This is a genomic window from Anaeromyxobacter oryzae, from assembly GCF_023169945.1.
Lineage (GTDB): Bacteria > Myxococcota > Myxococcia > Myxococcales > Anaeromyxobacteraceae > Anaeromyxobacter > Anaeromyxobacter oryzae.
Genome location: NZ_AP025591.1, coordinates 5174084 through 5193437 on the forward strand (window position 1 = coordinate 5174084; position 19354 = coordinate 5193437).

Consider the following 19354-nt stretch of genomic DNA (forward strand, 5'->3'; position numbering starts at 1 on the left):
GGGGTCGTGCCGGATCGGCTTTCGGAGCTCGAGGCGCGGTTCGCGGCGCAGGACGAGGCGCTGCGGCGGATCGAGGAGCGGCTCGGCGCCCTGGAGCGCGCGGCCGCCGCGGCGCCCGCCCCGCGCCCCCCGCGCCCGCGGCCGGCGGCGGCGGCGCGGGACGCGGACGTCGCGCAGGCCCGCTCCGACCTCGCCGCGGCCGTCGGCAGCGTCTCGCTCGTCGGACGGACGCTCCTCGTCCTCGCCGGCGCCTTCGTGCTCCGGGCGCTCACCGACGCGGGCACGCTCCCCGGCGCGCTCGGCGTCGCGCTCGGCCTCGCCTACGCGGGGACGTGGATCGCCCTCGCCGACCGCGCCGGCCGGACCGGCGGCGGCGCGAGCGCAGGGTTCCACGGCGCCGCGGCGGTGATGATCGGGTTCCCGCTCGTGGTCGAGGCGGCGTCGCGCTTCCGGCTCCTCTCGCCGGCGCTCGCGTCGGCGCTGCTCGCCGCGCTCACCGGGGCGGCGCTCGCGGTGGCGATCCGCCGGCGGCTCCAGGCCCTCGCCTGGATCGTGACGCTCGGCGGGATCGTGGCGGCGGCCGCGCTCGCGGGGGTGACGGGCCGGCTCGTCCCGCCCGCGCTCTACCTCGTCGCCCTCGGCGTCGGGACGCTCTGGATCGCGTACGTCCTCGACTGGCACGCGCTCCGGAGCCCGGTCGCGGCGGCGGCGGACCTCGCCGTGACGATCCTCGCGTTCCGTGCGCTGACCGGGGCCGCGGAGGGGCCGGTCGCGGCCCTCGCCATCCAGGTCGTGCTCGTCGCGGCGTACCTGGGGAGCATCGCGACGCGCACGCTGCTGCTCGGGCGCCGCGTCGTGCCGTTCGAGATCGTGCAGGGCGTGGCCGCGATCGCGGTCGGCCTCGGCGGCGCCGCGGTCGTCGCGCTCCGGTCCGGGATGGGGTCGGTCGGGCTCGGCGCGTCCGCCGTGGTCCTCGGCCTCGCCGCGTACGGCGTCGCGTTCGCGTTCGTCGAGCGGCACCAGCAGCACCGGGGGAACTTCGTCTTCTACGCGTCGCTCGCCCTCCTCCTCCTCGTCGCCGGCGTCGCGCTCCTGCTGCCGGCGCCCGCCCTGGGGATCGCGTCGTCCGGGCTCGCGATCGGGGCGGCCGCGCTCGCCCGCCGCCTCCACCGCCGGACGCTCGCGGGCCACGCCGCAGCCTACGCGCTCGTCGCCGCCGGCGCCTCCGGGTTGCTCGCGCACGCGGCCGAGGCGATCGTCGCGTCGCCCTGGTCGCCGTGGACGCCGGCGCCGGCGGTCGCGGTCCCGGCGCTCGTCGCCGCCGCCGCGACCGCCTGGCTCTGCGCCGGCGTCGACCGCGGTCGAGCGGTCGAGCGGCTCCCGCAGCTCGCGCTCGTCGCTGCGGTCGCGGCCTGCGCCGCGGGCGTCGTGATCGGCTGGGTCGTCCCGATCGTCGCCGGCTCGCCGGGGCGCGACGCGGCGCCCGGCGCCGTCGCCGCGGTCCGGACGGCGGCGCTCGTCGCGGTCGCGCTCGGCGCGGCGTGGCTCGGACGGCGGGACGCGTGGAGCGAGGCGGGCTGGCTCGCGGTCCCTGCGCTCGCGGCGATCGGCGCGAAGATCCTGCTCGAGGACCTGCCGCGCGGCCGGCCGGCGACGCTCGTCGCCGGCTTCGCCTGCTACGGGGCGGCGCTCATCCTCGTGCCGCGGATCCGGCGGCGGCCGCGGCCTGCCCACGCGACCTGAGCGTCCGGGCGCGCGTCAAGCCCCGGCGCGCGCCTTGCCCTGCACCCCGGATGCGCCGTGGCACTCGTGATCCGGGATGAGCTTCGGGTCGTCCACGACGTACGTCCAGTCGCACCACCGGCACCGGTACCCGTCCACCAGCTCCTGGCCATCGCCGCCGACGTCGAGCGCCACCTTGTCGAACAGGACTGCCATCCGCCCCGACACGACGATCCCTGCCATGTGGCCTCCGCCGCGCGCGCTCCAGCGGGAAACGCTGCGCCGCGCACGTCGGAGCATCGTCTTCCTCGACGGGGGCGCGCCGACACCGCTCTCATGCGGCCCGCCCGAACGGCGCCGCTCCAGCGGGTGACCCCGGGCATGGACCCGGAGCTGCGGCGGAATCCATCCCCGGACGGGCGGTGTCCGGGCAGGCGAGCGTGCCCATCTGTCGATCATGGTGATGACGGACGCGCTCGCGTACCGGACCGTGCTCGTCGCGGACCCGAGCGGCGAGCGCGGCGCCGCGATCGTCGCCGCGCTGGTCCGCCGCGGGTTCGCCGCGACGGCGGTCCAGGCCGCGCACCTGGCGCTGCGGCTCGCGGCCGCACGCCCGCCGGATGCCTGGATCGTCGATCAGGACCTGCCCGGGATCTCGGGCGCGCAGCTCGTGTCGATGATCCGCGCGTCGGCGACCCGCGCGCTCCGGGACGCGGTGATCGTCGGGACGGCGACGGCGCGGACCCGGGTCGGCTTCACGGCCGCCGGTGTCGACGTGTTCGTCCCGGCGCCAGCCACGCCGGCGGCGCTCGCCGACGCGGTGGATGGCGCGCTCTCGAAGCACGCCGCCGCCGAGAGTCCGGGAAAGTGAAGCTCGCCGCCGAGCGCTGCGGCGCGGCCCGAACCCGTCGCCGAGCCGAGCCCTCACCCTTGCCCTCTGCCCGGGAGAGAGAGGGAACGTTCGCAGGTGCTCCTCAGCGCGCGGCGGTGGGATCCGGCGCGTGGGCGACCGCCGGCGCGACCCGCAGCGCCGCGACCGTCTGCTCGAGCCAGCCGCGGTTGTGACCGGTGAGGTCCTCGAGGCGCGTGGCGTAATGCACCTGCGGCTCGACCGGGCGGTTCTCGAACGCGAGCGCTGCGAAGAACTCGTCCGCGGTGGCGTCGCGGGCGCCGCCGGAAGGCGCGGGCTGGACGCCCATCGCGGCGTTCGGGATCGCGACGGCGAGGAGACCGTCCGCGTCGGACCACCGCACCGAGAGGCCGCGCGCCTCCTGCTGGCTCGCGCCGGCCCCCTCGGTCGGCCCGCCGACCAGGACCGCCCGGCCGGCGCCCTTCAGCATCGCCGCGATGCGATCGCAGGCGCTCATGCAGGTCGGCGAGACGAGGGCGACCACCCGTCCGCCGAACTCGGCCGACGACCGCAGCGGCGGGTCGAAGAACGCCGGCGTGAACTCGCGACGATCCCGGCGGGCGTCCTCGATGGCGCGGAGGATCCTCTGCGGCTCCGAGCTCTCCTGGGCGGGCGCGCCGGTCGGCTCGCCGCCGAGCATCGGAGCCCGCTCGCGGTACACGCGCTCGGTCTGCGCCGTGGCGCGGAGGAGGAGCACGCCACCCGGCGACGTCTGGTTCGGGGGCGTGAGGAGGGCGGCGAGCGCCGTCGAGTGGTTGATGTAGCCGCCCTCGTTCTGGCGCAGGTCGAGCACGAGATCGAGGTGGCGCTCCGCGCAGTCGTGCACGAAGTCCTCGAGGACCGCCGGGAACGGGCGCGCGGCCTCGTCGCCGGTGGCGAGGGTCTCGGTGTGGAAGGTGAGGATCTGCGCGTAGCAGAACCGGGGGGCGCCGGGGGGCGTGGCGTCGCCGAGGCGGACCGCGAGCTGGCCGCGGTCGCCGCGCCAGGCCTGGAGGCGCGCCGCGTCGTCGGGCGGGACGATGGGATCGCCGCGCACGAGGCCCTCGGCGTCGCCGTCGCGCAGCCAGGCGCCGCTCGCCTCGGGGCGCCAGTCCACGACGGCGCTCGAGCGAACGCCGGTGCGGCGCGCGAAGGCGACCGTGAGGGGGTGCGTCTCGCCGCCCGGCGAGAGCCACCACGTGAGCGTCACGTCCTCGGTCGAGCCGCCGCGCTCGACCGTGAGGGTGGCGGTCCGGCGCGCGGGGAACGCGAAGCTCCGGCGGGTGAGGGCGTCGACCGCCCGCTCGCGCCGCGCGCCCTCGGAGGACGCGGGGACGTACCGGCCGAGCTCGTCGACGAGCGCCTCGACCGGCCGGCCGTCGACGGCGACGACGCGGGTGCCGACGGCCAGCGCGGCCGACCCGGGCGCGCCGGTCGCGCGCGAGACCGCGTCCAGGGCGGTGACGAGGCCGGGGTCCCGGTGCGCGACGCGGACCTGGCCGTCGGCGGTGAGCCGGAGCGAGACCCCGAGCGCGACCTGCGGGATCCCGCGGGGCACCGTCAGGATGAGGTGGCCGTCCTCGAACGCCGCGGTGCAGCGGCGCATGCGGTCGTAGAAGCGGAGCGGATCGTCCTCGGCCGGGATCGCGCGCTCGGCCGCGGCGCACGCCTCGAGGTGACGCCGCGCGTCGAACGCGGGGCGCCCGTCGGCGGCGAGCATCCGCGCCTTGACCGACTCGAACACGTAGCGCGACTCCATCGCGTCGCGGAGCTCGCACGCGATCCGGACCCGCTTGCGCGCCGAGCAGAGCGGGGCGTCGCCGCACGAGGCGGGCGTCTCGAGCTCGTCGACGCTCCGGCACGCGTCAGCGTCCGGCGCGACGGTCGACGTCGCGACGGAAGCCGGAGCGACGGCGGCCGGAGCCGCGGTCGCGAGGGCGTCGGCGGCGCGCGCGGCCGGCGCGGGGGCGGCGGTCGCGAGGGCCGTGGCGAGGAGGAGGAGCGCGGTGGTCATCGGTGGGCGGATGTGCGAAGCGGCGCCTGCTCGAACGTCGCTGCTGCATCCCCACCAACGGCTCCCGGCCTCGCCGGAATTCCGCTGTTGGTTGTCGGAAAGTGTAGGTGGGCAGCGAAAATCGACCGACCACGGACCGACGGTCCGGGATCGATGGAGGGGAATGTGGTTGCAGGTGCGGAGAACGCGGCCGGATCGGCGTAGGGACCTGTGCGTGACGCGCCGCACCCGAACCCGAGCGTCTCCGTGCCCGCGACCCCGGTCCCGCGGCCCGTCGGCCTTGGCCCGAGCCGTTGCCGGACCCCGATCCCGCCCGCGAGCTGGAGCCTGACCCTCACCTCGATCTGACTCGGGCACGGGGCGCCGCCTGACGGGCCGCGGGCCCTGCGCCAGGGGACGGCGTCACGAGCCCAGCCCGCGGGTTCGCGCTCGGGTGACGTGTCGCGTCAAGGAAGAGCGCCGGCGCCTCCAGAAGGAGACGCCGGCGCGGAACCCGCACGCAGGGTGGGGGGAGGGGCGCAGCCCTCGCTAGATCAGATCAGCCCGTGCGCGACCATCGCCTTCGCGACCTTGATGAAGCCGGCGATGTTCGCGCCCACCACGTAGTTGCCCGTCGCGCCGAACTCCTCCGCCGTCTCCCAGCAGGTCTGGTGGATGTTCTTCATGATGTTCGCGAGGCGCTTCTCGGTGTACTCGAACGTCCAGCTGTCGCGGCAGGCGTTCTGCTGCATCTCGAGGGCGCTCGTCGCGACGCCGCCGGCGTTCGCGGCCTTGCCCGGGCCGTAGGCGATCTTCGCGTCGAGGAAGACCTTGATGCCCTCGGGCGTGGTCGGCATGTTCGCGCCCTCGCCCACCGCGATGCAGCCGTTCTTCACGAGGAGCGCGGCGTCCTTGCCGTTGATCTCGTTCTGCGTGGCGGACGGCATCGCCACCTGGCACGGGATCTCCCAGATGTTCCCGCCCTCCACGTAGCGCGCGTGCTTGCGATACTGGACGTAGTCCTTGATGCGGCGCCGCTCGCGCTCCTTGAGCTGCTTCACGAGCTCGAGGTCGATGCCCTTCTCGTCGTGGATGTAGCCGTTCGAGTCCGAGCAGCCGACGATCTTGCCGCCGAGCTGGGCGATCTTCTCGATCGTGTAGATCGCGACGTTGCCCGAGCCGGAGACGACGCAGGTCTTGCCCTCGAACGAGTCGTTCCCGCGCGCCTTCAGCATCTCCTGCACGAAGAACGTGGCACCGTAGCCCGTCGCCTCGGTGCGCACGAGGGAGCCGCCGTAGTCGAGCCCCTTGCCGGTGAGCACGCCCGCCTCGTACCTCGAGGTGAGCCGCTTGTACTGACCGTACATGTAGCCGATCTCCCGGCCACCCACGCCGATGTCGCCGGCCGGCACGTCGGTGTGCTCGCCGATGTACCGCCAGAGCTCGGTCATGAAGCTCTGGCAGAACCGCATGATCTCGTTGTCCGACTTGCCCTTCGGATCGAAGTCGGAGCCGCCCTTGCCGCCGCCGATGGGCAGGCCGGTCAGGGCGTTCTTGAAGATCTGCTCGAAGCCGAGGAACTTGATGATGCCGAGGTAGACGGACGGGTGGAAGCGGAGGCCGCCCTTGTACGGGCCGAGGGAGCTGTTGTACTGCACGCGGAAGCCGCGGTTGATCTGGACCTCGCCGCGGTCGTCCTGCCACGGCACGCGGAAGATGATCTGCCGCTCCGGCTCGCAGATCCGCTCGATGATCTTGCGCTCGCGGAACTCGGGGTACTTCGCGAGGACCGGCCCGAGCGTCTCGAGCACCTCGCGCACGGCCTGGTGGAACTCCACCTCGCCGGGGTTCCGCTTCAGCACGTCCTGGTAGATCGTCTCCAGCCGCTCGTCCATCTTGGTCGTCATCGCTGCTTCCTTTCGGTTGTGGGCGCGATCCCTGCCCGAAAGCCCGGCACTGTGCCCGATCGGGCGGCATCCCATCAACCGGGGGCCGCGCGACCGTTCGTCGCCCCCGGTCGCGGAGGGGCCCGTCGACACGGGCGAAACGTGCTGAGAGGATGCCGGGTCCACGATGACCACGCCTGCACGTGAACCGAGCACCGGCATCGACTCGCTCGACGCCGTCCTCCGCAGCCTCCGCGCCGGCGACAACGTCGTCTGGCAGGTGGAGACCGTCGACGACTACCCGCCGCTCGCGCGCCCCTTCGTCGAGCGCGCCCTCGCGGAGGGACGGCGCGTCGTCTACTTCCGGTTCGCCCGGCACGAGCCGCTCGTGGAGGACGGCGCGGGCGCCGAGATCCACCGGCTGTCGCCGGCGCTGGGGTTCGAGAGCTTCACGGCGGCGATCCACGACGTCATCGAGTCCTGCGGGCGCGGCACGTTCTACGTGTTCGACTGCCTCTCGGACCTCGCGGCCGACTGGTACAGCGACCTCATGCTGGGCAACTTCTTCATGGTCACGTGCCCGTACCTCTACGAGCTCGAGACCGTGACGTACTTCGCGCTCCTGCGCGACGATCACTCGCACCAGGCGGTCGACGCGATCCGGAGCACCACCCAGCTCCTCATCGACGTGTTCCGCCACCACCGCGCGCTGCACGTCCATCCGCTCAAGGTGCAGGGCCGCCACTCCCCGACGATGTACCTGCCGCACGTGCGCGGGGAGGACGGCACGTTCCGGGCGCTCACCGAGAGCGCCGCGGTCTCCGAGGCGCTGGCGGACGTCTCGGAGCGGCGGCTCGACGCCGTCTCGCACCTCGACGTGTGGGATCGCCGCTTCCTGGAGGCCCGCGAGCTCCAGGCGAGCGTCCTCGCCGGCGCGCGGCCCTGGGAGGAGGAGCAGGCCGTCTTCCAGTCGATCCTGCGGATGATGCTCACGCGCGACGAGCGGTTCGCGGAGCTCGCCGCCCGCTACCTCGACCTGAACGACCTGTTCGCGATCCGGCGCCGGATGATCGGGACCGGGCTCGTGGGCGGCAAGGCCGCCGGCATGCTGGTCGCGCGGGCGATCCTGCAGAAGACCAGCCCGGGGTGGAACCGCCGCCTCGAGCCGCACGACTCGTGGTTCCTCGGCTCGGACGTGTTCTACACCTACCTCGTCCGGAACGGCTGCTGGGGCGCGCGCCGGGACCAGCGGAGCCGCGCCGGGTGGCTCGAGGGCGCGGCGGCGGCGCGGGAGCGGATCCTCGCCGGCGCCTTCCCGGACTTCGTGCTCCGGCAGCTCGTCTCGATGCTCGAGTTCTACGGCCAGTCGCCCATCATCGTCCGGTCGTCGAGCCTCCTCGAGGACGGGTTCGGGAACGCCTTCACCGGCAAGTACGAGAGCGTCTTCTGCCCGAACCAGGGCTCGCCGGAGGAGCGGCTCGAGCAGCTCCTCGCCGCGGTGAAGACAGTGTTCGCGAGCACGATGAGCGAGGACGCGCTCCGGTACCGCGAGCGGCGCGGCCTCCTCGACCGCGACGAGCAGATGGCGATCCTGGTGCAGCGCGTGTCCGGCGCGGTGCACGGCCGGCTCTTCTACCCGCAGCTCGCGGGCGTGGCGCTCTCGTACAACCCCTACGTCTGGAACCACGCCATCGATCCGCAGGCGGGCGTCGTCCGCCTCGTCTTCGGGCTCGGGACGCGCGCCGTCGAGCGCTCCGACGACGACTACACGCGCATCGTCGCCCTGAACGCGCCTTCGCTGCGGCCGGAGGCGAGCCTCGACGAGGCCACCGAGTACGCGCAGCGCCGCGTGGACGTCATCGACCTCGAGGAGCGCCGGTTCGGCGCACTCGGCATCGACGAGGTGGTGGCGGAGAGCCCCGATCTGCCGATCCAGCGGTTCGCCACGCGCCGCGCCGGCGGGGGCTGGGTGCTCACGTTCGACGAGCTGCTCTGGTCGACGCCGCTCGTCCAGGAGATCCGGGCGCTGCTCGCGGTGCTGCGCGACGCCTACCGCTACCCCGTCGACGTGGAGTTCACGGGCAACTTCCTCGCGGACGGCGAGCTCAGGCTGAACCTCGTCCAGTGCCGGCCGCTCCAGGTCCGCGAGGGCGGGGCGATCGTGCCGCCGCCGCCCGGGCTCCCGGAGGACGCGGTCCTCCTCGCGAGCCGCGGCCCCGTGGTCGGCCCCAGCACGCAGACGCCCATCGACCGGATCGTCTACGTGGACCCGGACGCGTACGCCCGGCTCGGCACGCAGGATCGGCACGAGGTCGCCCGGATCATCGGCCGCGTGACGCGCCTCGACGCGGCGGGCGCCCGGAAGATCTTCCTCCTCGGGCCGGGCCGGTGGGGCACGACGACGCCGGCGCTCGGGGTGCCGGTCTCGTTCCCGGAGATCCAGCGGGTCTCGGCGCTCTGCGAGATCATGAAGATCGGCGACGTCATCCCCGACGTCTCGCTCGGCTCGCACTTCTTCAACGATCTCGTCGAGGAGAACATGCTGTACGTCGCGCTCTACCCCGGGTACCCGGGGCACGCGCTCGACGAGGCCAGGCTCCGCGCCGCCCCGAACCGGCTCCCGGAGCTCCTCCCGGACGACGCGCGGCTCGCCGAAGTGCTGCGGGTGATCGACTTCCCGCTGCCCGGCGAGGCGCGGACGCTCTGGCTCAACGCGAGCTGCGTCCGGCAGGAGGTGGTCTGCTACCGCGACCCCGGCGGGGTGACGTCCGCTCCCTCGTAGCCTCGTCGCGGGGCGGTGGCCGCCCGGCCGGTGTTTCACCACGGGAGGGGTCCCGCGCGGGGCAGACGCCCCACGGTCGCGGCGCGGGCGGGCCCCGGTGCGCAATGAACGGGCATTCTCAGCGGAGGTCCCCGTGTCGAAGACGCTCGCCCCACTCCTCGCCGTGCTCGCGCTCGCCGCGCCGGGCGGCGTGCACGCGCAGCAGAAGGTGAAGATCGGCTTCATCAACTCGATCACCGGGCCGGAGGCGCCGATCGGCGAGGCCCTCACGAACGGCGTCGACCTCGCGCTGGACGACCTGAAGAAGAAGGGGATCGACGTCACCCTCATCCGGCAGGACGACACCGGCAAGCCGCAGGTCGCGATGAGCGCCTTCGAGCAGCTCGCGTCCGGCGACGAGGTGCCGGCGGTGGTCGGGCCGTACTCGTCCGCGCCCGCGAACGCCCTGGCGAAGTTCGCGCAGCAGTACAAGGTGCCCCTCCTCATCCCGGTGGCGTCGAAGGAGGAGATCACCAAGCAGGGCTACGACTGGGTGTTCCGGCTCTGCGCGCCGGCCCACGAGTACGCCCAGAAGCTCATCGACGCGGCCCTCGCGTTCGGGAAGCCGAAGTCCATCGCGTTCATCTACGAGTCCACCGACTTTGGCACCTCCGTGAGCTCGCTCGGCAAGGCGTACGCACAGCAGAAGGGGCTCAAGATCGTGGGCGACGAGGCGTACCAGAAGGGCGCGCCCGACTACCGGTCGACGCTCACGAAGATCAAGGCGGCGAACCCGGACCTCGTCTTCATGGTGTCGTACGTCGCCGACGCGATCCTGCTCATGCGCCAGTCGCGCGAGGTGGGCCTCTCCCCGCAGGCGTTCCTCGGCGGCGGCGCGGGGTTCGACACGCAGCAGTTCCAGAGCGAGCAGCAGATCTCGAACGACGTCTTCTCGGTGACGCAGTGGACGCCGGACATGGCGCCCGCCGCGCCGGACTTCGCGAAGCGTTACGAGGCGCGCTTCAAGAAGCGCCCGACCTACCACGCGGCGACGGCGTACGAGTCCATGATGATCATGGGCCAGGTGGTCGCGCAGGCGGGCGGCGACCGGACGAAGATCAAGCAGGCCCTCGAGACCGGCAGCTGGACCGGCATCATGGGGAACGTGAAGTTCACCGACGGCGAGGGCTTCACGAACCAGAACGACCACCAGATGCCGGTGTTCCAGTACCAGCAGGGCAAGATCGTGACGGTCTACCCCCCGAAGATCGCGAACGGGAAGCCGGTCTACCCGTTCCCCGGCTGGAAATGACCGGCCCTTCGCCCTGAGCGCGGCGCGAGGCGCCGCGGAGTCGAAGGGCGCGGATTCGCGGCGGCGCGATCCGCGTGGCACGATGCGCCGGTGACCTCGCGCGCCGAGCTGCTCGCACGCCGCGCCATCCTCCGGACCCGCGTCCGTGGCGGCGACGCGCGCGCCGCGCTCGCCCTCGCGCGCACGCTCGATCGCGACCCGCCGCGCGATCACGCCGCCGCGCGGCGCGCCTGCGAGCTCGCGGCGGAGGCGGGCGTCGCGGACGCGATGACCCTGCTCGGCGAGATGCTCCGCGATGGCCGCGGCGGGCGGCGCGATCTCTCCCGTGCGGTCCGCTGGTTCGCCGAGGCGGCGAAGCGCGGGCGCCCCGACGCGATGGCCAGCCTCGCCGCCGCGCTCCAGCACGGGGAGGGCGCCCCGCGGGACCGTCCGGCGGCGGTGCGGCTCTTCCGGCGCGCGGCGGTCGCCGGGGCCGTCTCGGCGATGCACGACCTCGCCCTGTGCCTCCGGCAGGGCGCCGGCGTCGAGCGGGACGACGCGGCGGCGCTCCGCTGGCTCCGCCGCGCGGCGACCCGCGGTCACGCCGGGGCCGCCTACCTCGTCGGCCAGGCGTACTGGTGGGGACGGATGGGCGCGCCGCGGGATCGCGCCCGCGCCGCGCCGTTCCTGCTCGCAGCGGTGCGCAAGGGCGAGGCGCGCGCCGCGGAGCTCGCGGAGCGGGCGCGCCGCGAGGTGCTCGAGGCCGCGCCGCGGAAGACCGGCGCGCGCGCTCGGACCGAGCCGCGCGGACGCTCGGCGGCGGCGCCGCGCCGGTGAGCATCGTGGCCTTCCTGCGCGCCCGCGCCGAGCGCGGCGAGCCCGCCGACGTCCGCGGCCCGCGCCCCGCCGCGCGAAGACGCGCCTGGTGAAGTCTCCCCTCTCCCCCACCGGGCTCAGGATTCATCACATCTCGCCGCGAAACCCGGTGCGGCGGACCGCGGAAAGCAGCGTGACCGATAGATGAGGCGTGGAAGGGGCTGAGACGAAAGAGGACGGCCGGGGCGGACCCGCGGGGACGGGACGTCGCCGCGTGGATCGGCCTGCAAGATGCCTGTGCCGCGGCGCGTACCACCCAGCGGTCAACCGGACGCGCCTTCCTCCGGCGGCGGGGCTCCGGGCGCACCGCGCCGGTCACGGCGAGGCCGCCCGGACCGAGGTCGATCTCCCGGAAGCGGCTGGACGAGCTGGGCGGCGGGCTTCCGGTAGAAGGCGGCGCCCTTGGAGACCCCGAGCTCCCGGTGCAGGTACGCGAAGAGGCTCGGATAGCCGAGCTCGACCCAGACGCGCTTCGCGTCGAACTCGGCCAGGGCGACGAGGAACTCCGCCATGGCGCCCTGCTCGCGGGAGGAGATCGGAGAGGTTCGAGAGATCGCGGGCGTGCATGCGGGCATCGTCGCACGCGAATTCTCGTCCTCCGGAAACGCACCAGGAGCGCGCCACTCGCGAGAACGGGTCCCGACCCTCGCACGGACGTTCGAAGCCCGCGCGCGCCGCCTCACGCGCGCGATGCGCTGCGAGAGCGGCCTTTTTGCGCGAACGCGACCCGCGACGCGCGCGCGAGCCGAAGTCACGTCAACCACCCGATGCGATCCGTTGGGTTCCCCCGAACGCCTCGCCGCCCGCGGCTCCCGTGCTGCGCCGCGACCTCGCAGGCCCTGCAACACTGCAAGCCGATCCACGCGGTCGACGTCTCCCCACCGCGGAAGACGCCTCGGCCGTCCCCCTTCTTCTCAGCCCCCTTCACGTTCACCGTTCGAGACCCTTGGGCGCGCGGCGGCGGTTCTCGATCGACTCGTGATGAATCATGAGCCAACCGGGGGAGAGGGGAGGCGGCCGGTCCCGGATCCTCGGCCGGTGAGCATCGCCCCGAGCGGCGGCAGCGCGCAGCGAGCGTCGCCGTGGGGCCGGACGCGCTGTTCATCGCAACCTACTGGCGCCTACGCGTTCGGGCCCGACGCGTCCGGAACCGCGGAGCCCGGTGACCTGCTCGTGATCAGGGCGCCGTTCTGAGCCGTCCGTCGCGAGTGGGGCGTCGCTCCGAGTGCGCGGCCGCTTCCCGCCCGGCGCAGCGCCGCTCACGAATATGTGCCCAATTCAAGATTCGCGAGCGCTCGTGCTGACGCGAGCGCCGAGGCGGCGGAGGCGGACTTCCTGGCCGCCTCCGCGCGATCTTCACCGCCTGCTACCGCCGCCGCTTCCCGCCCCAGGAACCGACGAGCTTCGGCTTCGCCGAGCCACCCGCGGCGCCGCCACCCTGCGGCGCGTGCCCACCGCCGCGCGCCGCGTGCCCACCGCCGCTCGCGGCGCCGCTCGCGCGCGCGGCTCCGCCTCCGCCACCGCCACCGCGCCGGGCGTTGTGCGCCGCAGCGCGGCGCCGGTTCCGGTTGAAGCCGGCGGGCTGGGCTCCGGCGCCGGGGCTCGCCTGCGCCTCGGCGCTGCGCTTCAGCTCGGCCTGGAACGTTGCGCGGTCGCGCGGCACCTCCACCTTCGGCAGCGCCTTCCGCGTGAGGCCCTCGATGTCCCTGAGGAGCGGCAGCTCCTCGGGCGAGGCGAAGCTCGAGGCCCGCCCGCTCGCGGCCATGCGCGCGGTCCGGCCCACGCGGTGGACGTAGTCCTCGGGCACGTGCGGCAGGTCGAAGTTCACGACGTGCCCGATCTCGGCGACGTCGATCCCGCGGGCGGCGATGTCCGTCGCGACGAGCACCCGGTACGTCCCGTCCTTGAAGCCGTCGAGCGCCATCCGGCGCTGCGCCTGGGAGCGGTCCGCGTGGATCCGCGCGACCTTGTGGCCGGCGCGCTGGAGCACCTTCGCCACCTTGTCGGCGCGGCGCTTCGTGCGGGTGAAGACGAGGGTCGAGAGCTCGTCGTCCTCGAGCAGCGCGAGGAGGAGCGGCAGCTTCTCGTGCTGCCCGGGGTGGAAGACCTGCTGCTCGGCGCGCTCCGCGGTCGTCCCGCTGCGCGCCACCTCGACCTTTGCGGGATCCCTCAGGTGGGCGCGCGCGAAGTCGGCGACCTCGCCCGCCATCGTGGCGGAGAAGAGCAGCGTCTGGCGGACCTTCGGTAGCCGGGACAGGATCCGCGTGAGCTGCGGCTTGAACCCCATGTCCAGCATGCGGTCGGCCTCGTCGAGCACGAGGACCTCGATCCCGTCGAGGCGGGCGGTGCCCTGCTGCAGGTGATCGACGAGGCGGCCGGGCGTGGCGACGACGACCTCGTGCTCGCGGAGCGTGCGCGTCTGGTTGCCCATCCCGACGCCGCCGATGACGAGCGCGCCGCGGACGTGGAGCGTCTTCCCGAACCGCTCGAGCTGCTCCTCGATCTGGACCGCGAGCTCGCGGGTCGGCGCGAGCACGAGCGCGCGCGGCCCCGGCCGCCCGGGGCGCGCCGCGAGCCGCTCGACGATGGGGAGGAGGAACGCGGCGGTCTTGCCGGTGCCGGTGGCCGCGGTGCCGATGACGTCCTTGCCGGCGAGGGCCGGCGGGATCGCCTGCGCCTGGATCGGGGTGGGGTGCTCGAAGCCGGCGCGCTCGAGGGCGTGCAGGATCTTCTCGGAGAGCTTCAGGTCTCTGAACGTGGTCAAGCCGGGCAATATAGCGGCGCGGCGCACCGGGCGCGAGTGCGGCAGCGGGCGCTCGGTGGGAGCGGCGACCTGCCGCCCCCGGCGAGGAGCGGGCCCGGACGTCAGCGGCGCCGCGTCCGGAGCGCGTCCTCGAGGCGGTCGAGCGGCACCGGCTTCGCGAGGTGGGCGTCGAATCCCGCCTCGAGCGCGGCGCGGCGATCGTCGGGGAGCGCGTAGCCCGAGATCGCCACGAGGTCGACGGCCGCGAGCGCGGGGTCGGCTCGGATCGCCCGCGCGACCGCGTACCCGTCCATGCCGGGGAGCCCGAGGTCGCACAGGATCAGGTCCGGGCGGAAGGCGCGCGCGCGGGCCAGCCCCGTCACGCCGTCGTGCGCGACCGCGACCTCGTGCTCGCCCATCTCGAGGAGGAGCCGCAGCGTCTCGGCCGCGTCCACGTTGTCCTCGATGACGAGCACGCGCCGCCGCGTGGGGCGCGGCGGCGGCGGGCCGGACCCAGCCGCGGACGCCGCCTCCGAGACGAGCGGCAGCAGCACCTCGAACTCCGCGCCTCGACCCGTCCCGGCGCTCCGGGCCGACACGTCGCCGCCGTGCAGGAGCGCGAGCCCCTTCACGAGCGCGAGGCCGAGGCCGAGGCCGCCGCTGCTGCGGTGGAGGCTCTCGTCGGCCTGCGTGAACGGGTGGAACAGCCGGCCGAGCATCGCCGGCGTGATCCCGATGCCGGTGTCCTCGACGCGGATGCGCGCGCGCCGGTCGGGGGCCGCGTCCACGGTGACGCGGACGCGGCCGCCCGGCGCCGTGAACTTGGCCGCGTTCTGGAGAAGGTTCCCGATGATCTGGGCGATCCGCGTGGGGTCCGCGTCGACGGCGAGCGGGCGGTCCGGCCCGCGCAGCTCGAGGGCGACGCCGCGGGCGTCGAGCAGCGGCCGGTGATCCTCCACCGCGCGCCGGACCGCGTCGGCGAGATCGAGCCGCTCGCGGCGGAGGTGCACCTTCCCGCGGGAGATCCGGGTGAGGTCGAGGAGGTCGTCGACGAGGCGCGTGAGGTGGCCGACCTGGCGCCCGATGACGGCGCGCGCCGCCCCGGCCCGCTCGCTGCCGGGGGCGGCGCGGTCCAGGAGCTCGAGGGCGTTCAGGACCGGGGCGAGCGGGTTCCGCAGCTCGTGGGAGAGCACGCCGAGGAACTCGGTCTTCCGCCGGGACTCCTCCTCGAGCTGCGCGTTCAGCCGCTCGAGCTCGGCGGTCCGCTCGCGCACCCGCACGTCGAGCTCGTCGCGGGATCGCCGGAGCTCCTCCTCGACGTCCTTTCGGTCGGTGATGTCGGTGATGACGCCGACGAGCCAGCGGCTGCCGTCCGCGTCGACGTGGAGGGACTTCCGGGTGAGGATGACGTGGCGCCGCCCGGAGGAGTCGGTGAAGCGCTCCTCGTTCTCGTTCAGCTCGCCGGTGCGGAACACGGCGTCGTCCTTGCTCCAGAAGACGCGCGCCTCGCTCTCGGGGAAGAAGTCGTGATCCGACTTCCCGAGCAGCCGCTCCCGCGGGAGCCCCATGAACCGGCAGTACGCGTCGTTCAGGAGCACCCAGCGGTGCGCCTCGTCCTTGACGAACACCGGGTTCGGGAGGGTCTCGAGGACGCTCTCGAACAGATGGCCGGGGACCATGACCGAGGGCGTATCACGCCTCGGGGTGTGACGCTCGCGGTGCCGGGAGGGCGACCGGTTGGCCGGTGGGGGTAACCCGTTGGTGGTGCGACCAAATGGCGCCGCGGCGCGTCAGGCGGGCCCTGCCTCGGCGTTGAACCCGGCCTCCGCCACGCGCCGCGCGCGGACGCTGGCGGCGAGGGCGTCGAGAGCGCGGACGGTGTCTTCCCAGCCGATGCAGCCGTCGGTGATGCTCTGGCCGTAGGTGAGGGGCTTCCCCGCCACGAGGTCCTGGCGCCCCGCGACGAGGTGGCTCTCGATCATCACCCCGATGATCCGCTCCTCGCCCCGCGCGACCTGGGCGGCGACGTCGGCGCAGACCGGGATCTGGTTCTCCGGCTTCTTGCTCGAGTTCGCGTGGCTCGCGTCGATCATGAGGCGCTGGGCGAGGCCGGCCTTCGCGATCGACTGGCAGGCGGCCTCCACGCTCGCCGCGTCGAAGTTCGGCGCCTTCCCGCCCCGCAGGATGATGTGGCAGTCCTCGTTCCCGTTCGTCGACACGATGGCGGAGTGGCCGCCCTTCGTGACCGACAGGAAGTGGTGCGGCTGCTGGGCTGCCTTGATGGCGTCGATGGCGATCCGGACGTTGCCGTCGGTGCCGTTCTTGAAGCCCACCGGGCACGAGAGCCCCGAGGCGAGCTCGCGGTGCACCTGGCTCTCGGTCGTGCGCGCGCCGATCGCGCCCCACGACACGAGGTCCGCGATGTACTGCGGCGTGATCATGTCGAGGTACTCGCACCCCGCGGGCACGCCGAGCTCGTTGATGTCGAGGAGCAGCTCGCGCGCGAGGCGCAGGCCGCGGTTGATCTGGAAGCTGCCGTCGAGGTCAGGGTCGTTGATGAGGCCCTTCCAGCCGACGGTCGTGCGCGGCTTCTCGAAGTAGACGCGCATCACGATCACGAGGTCCGCGGCGTGCCGGCGGCGCTCCTCGAGGAGGCGGGCGGCGTACTCCTTGGCCGCCCGCACGTCGTGGATCGAGCAGGGCCCGACGACCACCACCAGGCGATCGTCCATCCCGTGCAGCACGCGGTGGATCGCCTGGCGCGTGTCGTGGACGAGCGTCGACGCCTTCTCGGTGCAGGGGAACTCGCGGATGAGGTGGGATGGAGGCGCGAGCTCCTTGATGTCGCGGATCCGGAGGTCGTCGGTGGTGAAGGGCATGGGCGCTCGGCGAGGGGTGAAGCAACCATCGTACACCGGAGCGCGCCGCTCCGCCCGCGAGCGCCGGCTCGCCGCTCAGCCGCGGTCGTACCGCAACCGGAGCCACACCTCGCGCCCGTTGCCCGGGAGCGGCGCGTGGCCGCCGGGGTACGGCTGGACGAAGAGGGTGCCCTGGTCGAGCGCGTCGCGGACGCCGATGCCGAGCTCGACGCCCTTCGCGCCCACGTTCTCCCAGCCCGTGAACAGATCCAGGTAGACGCGGGCGCCGACCCGGCCGGCGGCCGGCTCGCCGGGAGCCTCGGTCCCGTCGTACGCGGCCCGCGAGGACAGGACCGTCACGGCGGGCGAGACGAACATGCCGTGAAACGGCCGGACCTGCCCGGAGGCGACGACCTTGTGGCCCGCGAAGCCGACGAGGAGGCCGGGGTCGCCCGCGACGGCGTAGGCGGGGACGCGGTTCTTCCCGCGCGCGGAGTAGAACGAGTACGAGACGAGGGCCGAGTTGCCGCCGCGGCGGACGTGGAGCTCCGCCTCGACGCCGCGGCTGCCCGTGCGATCCTCGTTCGAGTAGGCCTCGGACCCGTCGAACGCGAACACGATCGGCCGCAGGACCGTGACGTCGAACACGTTCGCGACCGCGTACACGGCGTCGGACAGCTGCCACCCGACCTCGGCCTCGAACGTCCACGTCCGCTCGGGGCGGATCGGCTCGGACGCGAGGTTCACGTTCTCGATCGACGGCGCGCGGAACGCGCCGCTCGCGAGGAGCTTCACGTGCACGAGGTCGAAGACGCGGGTGAGCGCGAGGCGCGGGACGAAGGCGGAGCCGAACGCGCTGTGGTGCTCGGCGCGGACGCCGGCGAGCAGGTTCACCCAGTCCGTGTCCGCGGCGACCTCGAGGAACCCCGCCACGTTCGTGCTCGTGGTCGTCCGCTTGCCCTGGTACGAGAGGAGGCCGTTCGCGAAGTCGTTCACGCGGCCCTGCTCCGCGTAGGCCTCGGCGCCCGCGACCACGCTCGCTCCGGTGACGGTGTCCCACGCGGCGGCGAGCCGGCCGGTGACGCGCTGGTTCGTGACGTCGTAGTAGAAGTCCGGGAGGTCCGGCGCCGTGGACTGCCAGGGCTGCTCCCAGCGGTAGGTCAGCTGCGGCGTGAGCGTCAGCCGGTCGGTGAGCTCGAGCGCGGCGCGCGCGTCGACGGCGGCGGAGCGCCACCGGACGGACACGTTCCGCGGGGCCACCGCGTCGTATCCGTCGCCGGCGACGACGCGGTAGTCGTCGTACAGCGCGCGGACGTCCAGCGCCTTCCAGGTGACGCGCGCCGTGACCGTCGCCGGCGTCACGCGCGACGCGCCGGCCAGGTCGACCTGCCCGCCGCCGAAGTCGGTGTAGGTCCGGTCGCTGCGGACGCCCGTCGCGAGCGCCGCCGTCGCGCCCATCTGCACGCCGCCCGCGGTCGTCCCCGCCGCGGCGGTGAGCCCGCTCGTGGACGTCGCCCGCGCGACGCGGGCGCCCGTCGCGGAGACGCCGACGCCCTCGAGGTGCGTCGCGCGCGTGACGACGTTCACGACGGCGAGCTCGGCGTGGCCGCCGTAGAGCGCCGAGCCCGGCCCGCGGATGATCTCGATCCGGTCGAGCTGATCGACGGGGATGTGCTCCCCGAGCTGGAACGCACCGTACGAGAGGTCGTTCAGCTCGATGCCGTCCACGAGGTAGAGGATCTTCCCCTCCTGGCCCCAGATGCCGCGAAACCCGGCGCCGAGCCCGTTCGACACGTCGACGCCGAGCTGGAACCCGGGCACGCGCGCCAGGACCTCGGCGAGATCGCGAGCGCCGCTCGCGAGGAGGTCCTCGCGGGTCAGGATCGTGACGACGCCCGGCGTCTCGCGGAGCCGCCGCATCCGGCTCGTCGCCACCGACGTCTCGCGATCGAGCGCCGACTCGAGCTCCTGCATGGTCTGCTCGTCCGGATCGACGGCCCCCTGCGGCGGCGTGCCGGCGCGGGCGGCGGGCGCGGCGAGGAGCGCGGCGAGCACGGCGGCGAGGCGCGGCGTCGGCATGTGTCCCTCCGGGACTGGCGGGCGGAGGTCACGCGCGGCGAGGTCGAGCTGGCCTCGCCGCGCGTCGACCCGGCCCGGACGGGATCGCTTGTTTCACGTCCGGAGACGTCGCGGCATCCCGGACGGGAGGTACGCGCGGCGCAATCCGGTGTAGGCGGAGGTGCCCGGGTTCCTCGAGCCGCATCCCGGGTCCCGCTCGTCCTCCCGGTCGGGAGCGGGCCCGGGAGCGGGCGCGCCTGGCGCTCGGTCGCCTCGC

Annotated in this window: 13 protein-coding genes; 5 read left to right on the forward strand and 8 right to left on the reverse strand. The window is 74.0% G+C overall.

Features of this window, described 5'->3' with window-relative positions:
• The first annotated feature begins 6 nt into the window (after nucleotides 1-6).
• Nucleotides 7-1743, forward strand: a complete 1737-nt coding sequence (locus AMOR_RS22450) for a DUF2339 domain-containing protein (protein ID WP_248354338.1) — start codon at nucleotides 7-9, stop codon at nucleotides 1741-1743.
• Between the two features lie 15 nt (nucleotides 1744-1758).
• On the opposite strand, the gene AMOR_RS22455 is transcribed toward AMOR_RS22450, so the two are convergent.
• A complete protein-coding gene (locus tag AMOR_RS22455; protein ID WP_248354340.1) occupies nucleotides 1759-1965 on the reverse strand; it encodes a hypothetical protein in 207 nt (68 codons plus the stop codon).
• A gap of 220 nt (nucleotides 1966-2185) precedes the next feature.
• On the opposite strand from AMOR_RS22455, the gene AMOR_RS22460 reads away from it, so the two are divergent.
• Nucleotides 2186-2593, forward strand: a complete 408-nt coding sequence (locus tag AMOR_RS22460) for a response regulator (protein WP_248354343.1) — start codon at nucleotides 2186-2188, stop codon at nucleotides 2591-2593.
• Between the two features lie 103 nt (nucleotides 2594-2696).
• On the opposite strand, the gene AMOR_RS22465 is transcribed toward AMOR_RS22460, so the two are convergent.
• Both AMOR_RS22465 and gdhA read right to left on the reverse strand, forming a co-directional pair.
• Nucleotides 2697-4625 (reverse strand): S41 family peptidase, encoded by a 1929-nt coding sequence (locus AMOR_RS22465; RefSeq protein ID WP_248354344.1) that lies wholly within the window; start codon nucleotides 4623-4625, stop codon nucleotides 2697-2699.
• A 533-nt stretch (nucleotides 4626-5158) separates the two neighbouring features.
• Nucleotides 5159-6511 carry an NADP-specific glutamate dehydrogenase gene (gene gdhA, locus AMOR_RS22470; protein ID WP_248354346.1) on the reverse strand — a complete coding sequence of 451 codons (1353 nt, stop codon included), beginning with the start codon at nucleotides 6509-6511 and terminating at the stop codon, nucleotides 5159-5161.
• Nucleotides 6512-6677: 166 nt separating this feature from the next.
• Between gdhA and AMOR_RS22475 the strand changes: the two genes are divergently transcribed.
• The 3 genes from AMOR_RS22475 (at nucleotide 6678) to AMOR_RS22485 (ending at nucleotide 11379) form a co-directional block, all read left to right on the forward strand.
• Nucleotides 6678-9272 (forward strand): PEP/pyruvate-binding domain-containing protein, encoded by a 2595-nt coding sequence (locus tag AMOR_RS22475; protein ID WP_248354347.1) that lies wholly within the window; start codon nucleotides 6678-6680, stop codon nucleotides 9270-9272.
• Nucleotides 9273-9405: 133 nt separating this feature from the next.
• Nucleotides 9406-10563: an ABC transporter substrate-binding protein gene (locus tag AMOR_RS22480; RefSeq protein ID WP_248354349.1), complete on the forward strand. Its 1158-nt coding sequence runs from the start codon at nucleotides 9406-9408 to the stop codon at nucleotides 10561-10563.
• Between the two features lie 90 nt (nucleotides 10564-10653).
• Nucleotides 10654-11379, forward strand: coding sequence for a tetratricopeptide repeat protein (locus AMOR_RS22485; RefSeq protein ID WP_248354351.1), 726 nt, complete (start codon nucleotides 10654-10656; stop codon nucleotides 11377-11379).
• A 302-nt stretch (nucleotides 11380-11681) separates the two neighbouring features.
• Here the strand turns inward: AMOR_RS22485 and AMOR_RS22490 are convergent, their stop codons facing one another.
• From AMOR_RS22490 to AMOR_RS22510, 5 genes are all read right to left on the reverse strand, one after another.
• The gene (locus AMOR_RS22490; protein WP_404800913.1) at nucleotides 11682-11930 is read right to left on the reverse strand and encodes a hypothetical protein; all 249 of its coding nucleotides are present in this window, start codon (nucleotides 11928-11930) and stop codon (nucleotides 11682-11684) included.
• An 854-nt stretch (nucleotides 11931-12784) separates the two neighbouring features.
• Nucleotides 12785-14182: a DEAD/DEAH box helicase gene (locus AMOR_RS22495; protein ID WP_248354353.1), complete on the reverse strand. Its 1398-nt coding sequence runs from the start codon at nucleotides 14180-14182 to the stop codon at nucleotides 12785-12787.
• A 101-nt stretch (nucleotides 14183-14283) separates the two neighbouring features.
• Nucleotides 14284-15840, reverse strand: coding sequence for a hybrid sensor histidine kinase/response regulator (locus tag AMOR_RS22500; RefSeq protein WP_248354355.1), 1557 nt, complete (start codon nucleotides 15838-15840; stop codon nucleotides 14284-14286).
• 111 nt (nucleotides 15841-15951) lie between these two features.
• Nucleotides 15952-17040 carry a 3-deoxy-7-phosphoheptulonate synthase AroG gene (gene aroG / locus AMOR_RS22505; RefSeq protein ID WP_248354357.1) on the reverse strand — a complete coding sequence of 363 codons (1089 nt, stop codon included), beginning with the start codon at nucleotides 17038-17040 and terminating at the stop codon, nucleotides 15952-15954.
• 75 nt (nucleotides 17041-17115) lie between these two features.
• Nucleotides 17116-19098, reverse strand: coding sequence for a TonB-dependent receptor plug domain-containing protein (locus tag AMOR_RS22510; RefSeq protein WP_248354359.1), 1983 nt, complete (start codon nucleotides 19096-19098; stop codon nucleotides 17116-17118).
• Nucleotides 19099-19354 lie beyond the last annotated feature (256 nt).